This is a genomic window from uncultured Polaribacter sp., assembly GCF_947501385.1.
Lineage (GTDB): Bacteria > Bacteroidota > Bacteroidia > Flavobacteriales > Flavobacteriaceae > Polaribacter.
Window position 1 is genome coordinate 1 of record NZ_CANMVP010000008.1, and the last position, 12,214, is coordinate 12,214.

Sequence of the window (12,214 nt, forward strand, 5' to 3'; positions counted from 1 at the left end):
ACGATTTGTAGGATGGTTGAAGAAAAGCCAGTATATCAAAAATTAATAAAACAGAAGCTAAACGTATAACTCAATAATTATTATATTAGTATATTTAAAATTATAACAAATTATTAATAAAAGATTCCAAATTTCACCCAGTTTGGAGCTCCTTCCTTAGCCTGCATTGAGCGCAGACGTGATGGGAAGGCTAGGATGGGATTTTAATATGAGTAAGCTAGTACAACCTTTAAATTTTAAAAAGTGGATTGATGAACATCGTCATTTATTAAAGCCACCAGTTGGTAATAAACAAGTTTGGGATAATGGCGACTATATTGTGATGGTGGTTGGTGGCCCGAACAATAGAAAAGATTATCATTACAACGATACTCCAGAGTTTTTTTATCAAGTAGAAGGAGATATGATTTTAAAGATCATAGATGATAAGGGAAAAATGATTGACGTAGCCATTAACGAAGGTGATATCTATTTATTACCTGGTAAAGTATCACATTCACCACAAAGAAAGGAAAACACCGTTGGTTTGGTGATTGAATATCCACGTTCGGAAGGAATGTTAGATGCCTTGGAATGGTATTGTGAAAATTGTGGAAATCAATTGTATCGAGAAGAATTTGCGTTGGATAATATTGAAACAGATATGCCAGTAATTTTTGATAAATTTTATGCTGATAAAGAAAAAAGAACTTGTGATAATTGTGGAACAGTAATGGAAGCCCCCGTTCCCCCAAAGGGGGACAATGCGTAATATTTGCGTAAATTTTATTTTATCTCATATCAATTTGAAAGTACAAACCAAATTCTAAAATCAAAAAAGTAATGTCAAATCCATTAGAAAGTAAAAATATTCCCTCCTTTGGGGAAAAGGGGGGTGGAAATGGGCGTCGCAAACTACGCATCAACGGACATTCACATTTATTGCCTTATCCAGAGCAAATTCCTCAATTTATGAAGGACAAAGAGATCTTTTGGGTAGATGATGAACGCAAACATATGTTGCAAAAAGGATGGAGTAGACCTGTAACAGATTCTAGTTTTTTCTTGGATGAGAAATTATTATGGATGGAAAAAAACAAGCTAGACCACGCCGTGATTTTAAATCTTTCTCAATTGTACGGGAATGGATTGCGTTTAGAAGAAATGAAAAAAGCGTTGCGTTTTCAGAATGATTTTAATGCAAAAGTGCAAAAAGACCATCCAGATAAATTTACATGTGGTTTTGTAGTGCATCCTGGGTTTATATACGGGGCGTTGGATGAAATAAAACGTTGTGTGGAAGAATTAGATTTAAAGGTCTTGTGTTTGCCAACACATTTTATGGATTCTATTGGGCAATGGCGTTGTGTTTTTGATGAAGAAAATGATCGAATTTTTGAATTGGCAGACCAATACAAATTAGCGATTGAAATTCATCCTTATGACGGAGATAAAATGATAAAGCTAGAAAATACCAATTGGCGTTTTCACTTAATTTGGATGTTGGCACAATGTGGTGATGCCTATCATTTTTATACGTTAAATGGCATGCAAGAACGCTTTAAAAATATTAGAACCTGTTTCGCACACGGAGGACAATTGGCACAAATGAATTTAGGAAGAAGGATTCAAGGTTTTGACGGAAGACCCGATTTATTTGAAGGAAAATACCATCCACGAAAAGCAGTTGGACATAAAAATATCTTTTTTGATACGCTGGTTCACGATACCGATTCTTTAAAATTAATGCTCGAAAGACAAGGTACAAGTCAGGTTTTAATGGGCTTAGATGATCCGTATCCCTTAGGTGAAATGGAAAGTGATAAACAATCTTCGTATCCTGGAAAAATTTTGGATTTAGCCATTGAGAAAAAGATTATTTCAGAAACAGAAAAAGGAGAGATTTGGGAAGACAACGTTTTACAATGGTTGTTTGGAGACGATGAAAAAGCGAAGCGAGATTTGGTGCGCAAAATTCTTGGTTAGAGTATGCAGTAGACAGTCTTCAGTTAGCAGTCAAAAGTACCTGACTGAAAACTATATACTGATGACTAAAAACTTTTCTACCCTTCACATCTTTTTAAAACTTCCTCAGCTCTTGATAACATAAACTTTGGGTAAAATTCGATGTCATTTTTCTCTTTTTTGCCTAATTCAATTGCTTTTTTAATTTGGTCACAATAGGGTTTTGTAGATTTGCCAAAGAACTTGGCAGTACCCATATTCCATTCAGCATAGCCTAGAATTACCCTTGGGTTTTCTGGCGCAATTGCTAAGGCTTTTGCATATAATTGATTGTTTTTTCCAGACAGAGTCATTCCGTATTTTTGTCCATCAAAAGCAATATAACCAAGGTTTAACAACGCTTGTGTAATAATTATTTCTGGATTGTTTTCTGAATTCGATTTTGCAACATCTAAAAAAGCTTGCGCTTTATTTAATTTGGCTGTTAACTTCGTTTCATCTTTTAATCCAAAACTACCTAAAATTTCTACAGTGGCAGCATAATATGCAGGCTTCCATTTTGTTGGTTCTGCTTTCGATATTCTTTCAAATAGCTGAGAAGCTTCTAACATTTTTCCAGTTTCCCAAAGAGAAAATGCCTTTTGCATCCCTTTTTGATATTTTGATTGTGCAGCAATACTACCTACAAATAAAAGGGCGATAATAATGATTGATTTTTTCATGTTATATAGTTATAGGTTGTTGATTTTTAAATTGATATTTAATAATAAAGTATGCGACTATAATGTTTGGAACCCAAGATAACCAAGCAACAATTTTATATGCTGATAAAAAACCACCCAAATATATTGTTAAAACTGGCAACCAAATTCTAAGTGTTACTGCTGAAAAGCAGGCGGCATAACTGTAAATCATTAATTTTTGATGTTTAATAACATCTCCATTTTTAATTGCAATAAATGCAAAAAGCGTTGTAAAAAACCAAACAATTGCCATGGCTAAAAATCCTAATTTGGGGCTAATCCCGCCTGTGGCATGTAAAGCGATATAGAAACCAGCAATTCCACTAATTAAACAACACAGAACATATATTTTGCCAATACTTTTATGAATTTTCAAATTTTTAGTTCTAAACTTTTTATTGAATTGAATCCATCCAATTAATAAGGCAATTCCTCCTAGAATAATATGTGTATAAAAAAATGTATTCCAAAGAGTATCTGCTAAAAGAAGATCTGATTTGCTTGCTAAGAGTCCGAATTTTCTATCAATAATAAAATATATTGCAGGATATAAACCAATAGCCACACAAGAAATAGCTAGAACATAGTATGGAATTTTTTTGATTGCCATTTTAAATTTTTATATTGATTGTTTTGTTTTCTGCTAATTGAAATTTTGCATCCTCATATTTTGGAGGTCCCATAAAACCTTTTGCATTGTTAGAGCAACCATAAGCTTCTTTTGGTATTCCAAAGAAATTCGTGTCCATTTTTTTATTGTTATTTTCATCGTGAACAAAGGAAACAGCATATTCGCCTTTTGGTAAATCTTTAAAAACAACTACCGATTTTTTATCGCTAATATGTACAACATCTCCTTTAAATTGTTTTTTTAAGAAATTTTCTTTTTTATTATAAATCCCTACCATTAAAGTTCCTCTGTCTGATGCTAAGCCAGATATATGTACGGTTAAATTAAAATTCTCTTCTTGTGAGGTTGTGGTATAAATTCCACTAAATATAAGAGTGATTATTAAGATTGTATTCTTCATTGTAGTTGTTTTTTATTGATGATTCAAATATCTGATGTTTTTAGTTCTTTTACACAAGAAACATACCGAATTGTAGTTTTTTATTGCTGAATTGTGTTTTTTAAAGTTTCAAAGTTTCTATTTGTTTTTATGCTACTAAAGTTTTTTAAATAGGTTTAGCCCAGATTGAGCGGTCTGTTTGAGCTCTTTTTATCTCTTTTTAGAGATGAAAAAGCGAGTAGCGAAAGCTGGAAATAGCTCTTAAAAATCATAAATTATCTAACTGATTCGATTTATTGTCATCACTAATGGTCCAAAAGAAACCTACAAAAAAGAAACTATCTGCGTTTGGTATGATTGCTTGTCTTTCAAAATTACCATTGCTATTTGGTGTGTCTTTATAATCGTAACCAAAGATGTTTTTTGTTGCTAAAACATTGTTTACAGAGAAATATACAATTTTCTGTTGGTCTATTAAATAGGCCCAATTAAAACTCAAATTATGAAAGTTTTTGGTTTCGTTATTTAAAAAACCAGGTTCGTTAGGGTTTGTGTAATTTCTGCCAGATGCAAACTGATAACTGAAACCTATTTGACTTTTAAAATCTTCGATCCAATGTTTGGTGACTATAGATAAATTGTGTTTTGAGGCGAAACCTGGTCTTGCTGCTGTTGGGTAGTTTCTGTAGTCTCTTTCTGTTTCTAAATAAGAATAAGAAATCCAATAATCAGTATTTTTTATCTTTCCATTTTGTCTCCAGAATACATCAAAACCTTTTGCAAAACCGCTTCCATTATTGTTGAAGTTGGTGTCAAAATTAGGTTGATTGCTATCAAACTTTACCAAGCTAGTGTAATCTTTATAATAGGCTTCAACTCTAAAAATCTGACCTTGTTTTACAGATTGATAATTGGCAATGAAATGCGAGGTGGTTTGTGCTTTTAAATTTTGACTGAATTTTAGAAATTCATTGTTAGGGTTTTGGTAAAACTGACCATAGGCCAATGAGAATTGAGAATTTGTTCCTGATTTATATGATATTGACGTTCTTGGAGAAAGTGTAAATTCATTTAATAATTCTGAGTTCTCAGCTCTAAGACCCACTTTTGCTGCCAAGTTTTTTGAAAAGAAAATATCTGTTTCTATAAAAGAGGCAAAAATGTTATTATCGAATCCATACGTAAATCTATTACTATTGTTTGGAGTATAACTTTCATCATAATTGGTTATAAAATATTCTGCACCAAAACTTAAACGTGCTCTACTAGAAAAACGCTTTTTTAACTTCGCTTTAAAGTGAAAAGAATTGTCATTGCTATGTACAAGATCATCAATAATTTTAATAGTAGCGTTGTCATTGGTATAACTTACGCTTGTTTCATATTTCCAGTTATGTCCAAATTTGTTTTTATAAGAAGCATTAAAATAGAGATTTTTATTGTTTAATCCGAATCTTAACCCTTCTTCAAAATTAATATGATCTTGTAAAACATCTAAACTTGAATAGCTGTATGCGCTGTATAATTTTAGCATCGAATCATCTTTAAATTGGTGTCTAAAAACCATTTCTCCGTTTAAAGATTGAAAAGGTTTTTTCCAAGTATTTCTATCTTTAAAAATTTCTAAATATGGTGCTAAATTGATGTAAGTTGTATTAATACTAAACGAATTACGATTCCATTTTTGAGTATTTCCAACCCCTACACCAACCGTCATTAAAGTAATGTCTGTTTTTTCTTGATCTGGTTCATCAATGGTACTTAACAATAAAACACTAGATAAAGCTTGTCCGTATTCAGCTGAATAACCACCTGTAGAAAAGGTAATTCCTTTAAATAAAAAGGGAGAATAACGTCCTCTTGTTGGAATGTTATTAGTTGTTGGTGTAAAAGGTGTAAAAACACGTGCGGCATCTATAAAGATTTGCGTTTCTTCTGCTTCACCACCACGTACAAATAAACGCCCATCTTCTGCAACAGTGGCTGTTCCTGGAAGTGTTTGTAGCGCGCCTACAAAATCTCCTAAAGCACTTGCTGTAGTTACAACGTCTAAAGGTTTTAAGGCAGTGACTTTTGCCTTATCACCCGCCTCGAAAGTACCTGCGTTTATCACAACTGCGTCTAAAGTATTTACATCATCGCGTAATTTTATTTGTAAGTTTTGTAATGTGGAAACATCAGCAGTTTTAATATACGTTTCGAAAGAAACAAATGAAATTACCAGAGTTTGTGCATTTTTTTCTGCTGTTTTAAAAGAAAACGCTCCTTTTTCGTTGGTTGAAGTTCCATCATAAGTTCCGTCTAAATACACATTTGCCCCAAAAACAGGATTGTTTTTTGCATCAGTAACTCTTCCTGAAATAGTAGTTTGGGCACTGATGGAAAATTGGCAAACTGTACAAAGTAAAAATAGCATTCGTTTCATCTTATTGGTTTTTTGATGCTACAAAGATGTATTCGTTTTGCTTTTAAAAATAAAAAGAAGTACCGAGTTGTAATTTAAGAATGATGAACTGTAACATGTTTATTTGACTTTAAAACGCAAGACCGTTTTAAGTTTTTCAATAGCAACTTTTCTAAAATCTGATACATAAATTTCTCTGTGAATCTTAGATTGTCTTTCTAAATTATGCTGTTCAGCAAATTCTTCCATTATTTTAAAAGTTGTTGCTTCATTGTCATAAGAACCTATATGGAGCATTTGCACACAATTTCCTTCTGCTATTTTTACAAATTTTACCTGATCAATAAAAAGAGCTGGTTTTTTAATTGTTACTTTTTTTATCATTTCTAAAGCGTAGTCTCTCGTAACAAAATTGGGTTGCCGAATCATTAAAGTGAATATCAATTTATCTTTATCAATTGGTGAATTAGGGTTGAAATTTTTCTTTGCTTTCTCAGAAATGTCCCAAACTCCTTCAAGTGGATACACCGTGTAGTCAAAGTAATTTTCTAAAACAGGTTTTTGTTTTAAACTCATCTTTACTCCATAAGAAAGTGCATACAAAGGAGCTATGAAATTAGTAAAATGATTACTATTTGGATTTCCTTTTCCTGATATTGTAAAAAAATTATATTCAGGTATTACAATTTGTTCTGGTTTCGCTTTTGGAATATAAACTTGTTTTTCCTTTTTTCTCCATTCGTGTTTCATCAGTAATCAGTTAAAATTTATAAAACAGGAATACATAAATCTACAATGAATTTGTTTTCTGGATGTTCTGCAGCATTATTATGATAGATTTCAAACGGATCAATGGTTGATTTTTTATGTCCATTTTCTACCATCCAAACAAAAGAAGATTCCCAAGCTTGTTGAAATTCAAACGGTGTAATTTCGAATTTAGAAACAATACATTTTGTAGCTGCTATAGTTCTTAAATTAACTTCTCCATCAACTTTTATAGGCTCGTTTAAAATTAGACAAGCACTCATTCTTAAATTATTTGGATCTGTAATTTTTGGGCTGTCATGATAAATAGTTGCCATTTTGGTTCTTTCATTCATCAATCCTTTTGGCGCTGCCCATTTTACCAATTTGTCATAAACCGTGCTAATTGCTTCCATTTTTCCTTTATGAGAAATAGAAGCGAGATGTAACTTGTCTATTTTTTCAACAGTTGTTTTTGCATTCATTTGTAACCATTTTAAAGCGTTATTGATATTACAAATGTACTGCTCAAAAGAAATTTCTACTTGTCCGTTCTTGCTAATGGTTTTACAAATCTTGCTAAATTTATCTGGACTTTCTTCTTTGAATTGTTTTGGTGAAATGCCATAAAAACTCTTGAAAGCTCTAGAGAACGAAGATAGATTTTCAAAACCCACCGCTTCAGAAACGGCTGTTATCGATTTTTCTTTTTGATGTAATAAATAGGAAGCCGCTTTTTCGATTCTTTTTCTAGTGATGAAATTTTGTAAAGTTTCACCCACAACAACAGAGAATAAACGGTGAAAATGAAAAGGAGAAAAGAAGGCTTTTTTTGAAATACTTTCTAAACTTAATTTTTCAGATAAATTTTCTTCTATAAACTGAATTGCTATATGTAATCTAGCAATGGTTTCTTTCGCAACTTTAGTAGCATTCATTGATCTATTTTTTGAAGTTGATAGAATAAAATTCCACCTGCAAAGTATAAAAGAATGTCTACATAGTCCTTTGTATATCTTGCTAAATAATTTGGAAAAATAAATTCAAACAGCATGCTGTATAAAAAACAGAGATATAAAATGATTGCTAAAGGAATTTTATAATTTTGATTGTTTTTGGTACATTTTAAAACCTGAAGACAAATGTAAAGAACAATAGGAATGATTAAAAAATCATTCAAGTAAAATTGAATAATTTTGGGCAACTGAATATTTAAAAGAGATGAAACATATATAAATGTTCCCAACAAAAGAGAAAATAAAAAATAGTTTAATAATATATTTTTCATCTTATCCAGCTGCTACCATTGCAATAAACCATGCCAAACCTGCACCAATTGTACTAACCACCAGAATGGCAGAATATAGAATCCAACCTGCCATTTTATAGAATATATTCGGATGCTTTTTTAATCTCTCGGCTAAATTAGGGTTCTCTTTTTCATAGATAGCTTCCTTTACTCTTTTTTCTTTTCCTGCTTCAGCTCTAATTTCTCTCTTTTTTTTGTGAGAAATGAGTGTATTACAATTGGTGCAATATTCTTTATTCGTATTAAAAACACCACAATTGGGGCATTTTACCATTCTTTTAGTTGCCATATTTATATTTTAAAAGAATATTTATTTTTATTCTTGTAAGGTCGAATAATCAAACGGGTTTCTCGATCGAAACGAATGTAATTGTAGACCCAATTTAGAAATACAATTGCTCTGTTTCTAAATCCTATTAAAGAAAATAAATGGACAAACATCCAAACAAACCAAGCAAAAACTCCTTGAAATTTCCAGTTTTCTAAATCTACAACTGCTTTATTTCTGCCGATGGTTGCCATAGAACCCTTATCATTATACACAAAAGGACGTTGCTCTTTATTCAAAAGCTTTGCTAAGATGTTTTTAGCAACTAATTTTCCTTGCTGTATTGCAGGTTGCGCCATCATGGGATGACCGTTGGGTGTTTTTTCTGAGGTCATGCAAGCCACATCACCAACTGCATAAATATTCGTATAATTTTTTACTTTGTTGAATTCATCCACTTTTATTCTTGCAGCGCGTTCAATAATACATTCTTCTTTTAAACCATCAATGGTTTCTCCTTTTACACCAGCTGCCCAAATAACCGTTTCTGCTTTAAAATAATCTTCTCCATTTGTGGTAACCGTTTTCCCATCATAGTCTAAAACGCGTAAGTTTTTCCAAACGTTTACGCCTAAATTTATTAAGAAATCTTCTGCTTTTTCAGAGGCTTTTGCGCTCATTCCTTTTAAAATTTCGCCAGAACTTTGTATCAAATTAATTTGCATTTGCCTAATGTCTAAATCTGGATAGTCTTTAGGTAAAATTCCTTTTTTCATTTCTGCCAAAGCACCCGCCAATTCAACACCTGTTGGACCACCGCCCACAATAACAAAATTCATCAAAGCATTTCTTTCTTCAAAATTTGAAGTCAGCAAGGCCTCTTCGAAATTTTCTAAAACCAAGCTTCTAATATTTAATGCTTGTGGAACAGATTTCATTTCCATCGCATATTTTTCTACATTTTTATTTCCGAAGAAATTGGTTGTAGAGCCTGAAGCAATAATTAATTCGTCATATTCTAAGTTTCCAATGGAAGTTTTAAGTGTATTTTTTTCTGGTTGAATTTGAACTACTTCGGCCAATCTGAAATAAAAATTCTCAACATCATTAAAACGTTTTCTTAAAGGAAAAGCAATAGAATCTGGTTCTAAACCACCTGTAGCAACTTGATACAGTAATGGTTGAAACGTATGATAATTGTGTTTATCTATTAAGACAACTTGTAATTCTTGTTTTTCTAAACCTTTTGCTGCAGCTAAACCTGCAAAACCACCACCAATGATTACAACTCTAGGAAAACTTGTTTGAGGAATGTTCATATTAGATGTTGCGTTTGAAATGTTTAGAAGTTTAGATTGCAAATTTACTGAAAAGGATTTTATTTTTGAGCTCTTTTAATTTCTTGAAGTGTTTTATTTGAGTTTATAAATGCTGAAATGACTTTGATTTGTAATTTGTCTATTTCTAAATCAAAATAGTTTGCCCATTTATCATCTTTAAAAAGATGATGTATTTGTTTTATTCTTTGTTGTGCCTCAGAAAATGAAAATAAATAATGTATTTGGTGCTCTTTTTTTGATTGAATTTTTGCTGTTTTTTCTTCGAAATTTACATCAATAAAAAATATTTTTTCGGTTGAATTGATTGGGTAGAAGTCGTTCCATTTTGCAAAACCAATGACTTTATCTTGGTTTTTGTAATTTGTTAATGCCATTAACTTCCACCTGCAATTGGCAACTCTTCCCCAATGATTTGATTTTCTGTAAACACCTTTGTCAGTATAAAAATAGGTGCTTTCAGACTTGCTTTTGTAGTTGGTGTTTTCTGGAAACTCAAAATGATCAATTTGTTGGAATTCACAAAAAGTATGCTTGAAGAAGTTGGTTTGATTGTAGGTTTTCAATATAATTATTTAAGTACGAGTTTCCTTGAAGGCTCTCTATAAAATCCATTTATAGTAACAGTGTCTTTATCAAAATTAACGGTTGCAAATGCTGAGGTGTTTTCTGTATCTACCATTCCTTTAAAAGTTAAATAATGTACATTATCTACTTCTTGATATGCACCTGCATGGTTATGTCCATTAAAAAATAGTTTTACATTTTTATACGGTTTTATAACAGACAAAAATTGCGCCCTATTCCAAATAGTATGTTGATCGATAGGGAAAATAGGAAAATGACAGTAGAAAGCTACTTTTTGGTTTTTTTCAAGAGCTTTATCTAATTCTTTTTGAATCCATTTTAATTGAGTATTGCTTAAAGCACCGTTCCATTTTTTTACAAAAGGCAAATCTTTATCTTTTAATAAATCAAAAATTGAATCTGTTTGTTGTTTTTTAGTTTCGGTTAAAGCTCCATAAAAACTTAAATCGTTACCATCTAAAACTATAAAACGCCAATCATTTTCAATAAAACTATAATACCTATTTTTTATGTTTAGTTTTTTTAAGACCTCTTTTTTTAATGAATCTTTTACTTCAAAATCATGATTTCCTAAAACATGATAAGACGGCGATTTTAGATTTTGCCAAGTGGGTAATATACTATCTAAACTCTTAAAATTTTTATCAATAAAATCACCTAAATGAATGGTGTATTTTAAGGTGTCTTTATTTAAAGTTTTAACAGCTTCTTTCAATCTTTTAGGAGATTCCTTATAGTATCTGTCCCATTTAACGTCACAATTACAATATTGGCAATCTGAAATGACTCCAATTTTAAAAGAAGTGTCTTTTGAGTTTTGGCAAGATTGAATGCTAATTAAAATAGTAATTAAGAATATTATTTTTTTCATCGGATTCAAAAATAGTCAAAATTATAGAATTTAAATAAGGGTATAAGAAAACGCAACCAACTTAATGATTGCGTTTTAACTTTTTTAGAGATCCCGCTTTTCAGCGGGATAAATTCAATTGCGTATTTTGTAAAAACAAAATACTATTTTATTTACTTTATTTTTTCGAAATCTATATCTTCAACATACTCATATTGGATGTTATAGGAGCGAAAAAAATCCCACTAAAAAAGTGGGATTTTAATCATTTATTTAAAGATTCCGTTTATCAACGGGATAAGCAATCCATAGAAAATTTTTAGTCTCTGTGCATACCTGTTTTCACAGGTATCAGCGATTCACGCAATAAAACTTATTGGTTCTCTGCTTTAAAATAGATCCCGCTTTTCAGCGGGATAAATTCAATTGCGTATTTTGTAAAAACAAAATACTATTTCATTTACTTTATTTCTTCGAAATTTACATCTTCAACATACTCATATTGGATGTTATAGGAGCGAAAAAAATCCCACTAAAAAAGTGGGATTTTAATCATTTATTTAAAGATTCCGTTTATCAACGGGATAAGCAATCCATAGAAAATTTTTAGTCTCTGTGGATACCTGTTTTCACAAGTATAAGCAATTCACGCAATAAAACTTATTGGTTCTCTGCTTTAAAATAGATCCCGCTTTTCAGCGGGATAAATTCAATTGCGTATTTTGTAAAAACAAAATACTATTTCATTTACTTTATTTCTTCGAAATCTATATCTTCAACATACTCATATTGGATGTTATAGGAACGAAAAAAATCCCACTAAAAAAGTGGGATTTTAATAATTTATTTAAAGATTCTGTATTTCAACGGGATAAGCAATCCATAGAAAATTTTTAGTCTCTGTGGATACCTGTTTTCACAGGTATCAGCGATTCACGCAATAAAACTTATTGGTTCTCTGCTTTAAAATAGATCCCGCTTTTCAGCGGGATAAATTCAATTACGTATTTTGTA

Annotated in this window: 12 protein-coding genes; 2 read left to right on the top strand and 10 right to left on the bottom strand. The window is 31.3% G+C overall.

The features are described from left to right. Positions 1-208 precede the first annotated feature (208 nt). On the top strand, positions 209-751 hold the full coding sequence (locus Q0998_RS06720) for a 3-hydroxyanthranilate 3,4-dioxygenase (protein ID WP_299667959.1): 543 nt from the start codon (positions 209-211) through the stop codon (positions 749-751). 71 nt (positions 752-822) lie between these two features. Then, on the top strand, positions 823-1,965 hold the full coding sequence (locus tag Q0998_RS06725) for an amidohydrolase family protein (RefSeq protein ID WP_299667962.1): 1,143 nt from the start codon (positions 823-825) through the stop codon (positions 1,963-1,965). A gap of 77 nt (positions 1,966-2,042) precedes the next feature. On the opposite strand, the gene Q0998_RS06730 is transcribed toward Q0998_RS06725, so the two are convergent. From Q0998_RS06730 to Q0998_RS06775, 10 genes are all read right to left on the bottom strand, one after another. Further along, entirely contained in the window at positions 2,043-2,666 is a 624-nt protein-coding gene (locus Q0998_RS06730; protein ID WP_299667965.1) for a hypothetical protein, read from the bottom strand. Between the two features lies 1 nt (position 2,667). Next, positions 2,668-3,297: a DUF2306 domain-containing protein gene (locus Q0998_RS06735; RefSeq protein ID WP_299667968.1), complete on the bottom strand. Its 630-nt coding sequence runs from the start codon at positions 3,295-3,297 to the stop codon at positions 2,668-2,670. A gap of 1 nt (position 3,298) precedes the next feature. Continuing rightward, on the bottom strand, positions 3,299-3,718 hold the full coding sequence (locus Q0998_RS06740) for a DUF2141 domain-containing protein (protein WP_299667971.1): 420 nt from the start codon (positions 3,716-3,718) through the stop codon (positions 3,299-3,301). A gap of 247 nt (positions 3,719-3,965) precedes the next feature. Beyond that, a complete protein-coding gene (locus Q0998_RS06745; RefSeq protein WP_299667974.1) occupies positions 3,966-6,122 on the bottom strand; it encodes a TonB-dependent receptor in 2,157 nt (718 codons plus the stop codon). Between the two features lie 99 nt (positions 6,123-6,221). After that, positions 6,222-6,851 carry a GyrI-like domain-containing protein gene (locus tag Q0998_RS06750; protein WP_299667976.1) on the bottom strand — a complete coding sequence of 210 codons (630 nt, stop codon included), beginning with the start codon at positions 6,849-6,851 and terminating at the stop codon, positions 6,222-6,224. A gap of 17 nt (positions 6,852-6,868) precedes the next feature. Next, positions 6,869-7,786, bottom strand: coding sequence for a GyrI-like domain-containing protein (locus tag Q0998_RS06755; RefSeq protein WP_299667979.1), 918 nt, complete (start codon positions 7,784-7,786; stop codon positions 6,869-6,871). Positions 7,787-8,137: 351 nt separating this feature from the next. Next, the gene (locus tag Q0998_RS06760; RefSeq protein WP_299667981.1) at positions 8,138-8,446 is read right to left on the bottom strand and encodes a hypothetical protein; all 309 of its coding nucleotides are present in this window, start codon (positions 8,444-8,446) and stop codon (positions 8,138-8,140) included. A 2-nt stretch (positions 8,447-8,448) separates the two neighbouring features. Beyond that, entirely contained in the window at positions 8,449-9,744 is a 1,296-nt protein-coding gene (locus Q0998_RS06765) for an NAD(P)/FAD-dependent oxidoreductase (protein WP_299667983.1), read from the bottom strand. A gap of 59 nt (positions 9,745-9,803) precedes the next feature. Next, positions 9,804-10,328, bottom strand: coding sequence for a hypothetical protein (locus tag Q0998_RS06770; RefSeq protein ID WP_299667985.1), 525 nt, complete (start codon positions 10,326-10,328; stop codon positions 9,804-9,806). A gap of 5 nt (positions 10,329-10,333) precedes the next feature. After that, positions 10,334-11,221 carry a metallophosphoesterase gene (locus tag Q0998_RS06775; protein WP_299667987.1) on the bottom strand — a complete coding sequence of 296 codons (888 nt, stop codon included), beginning with the start codon at positions 11,219-11,221 and terminating at the stop codon, positions 10,334-10,336. Between the last annotated feature and the right edge of the window lie 993 nt (positions 11,222-12,214).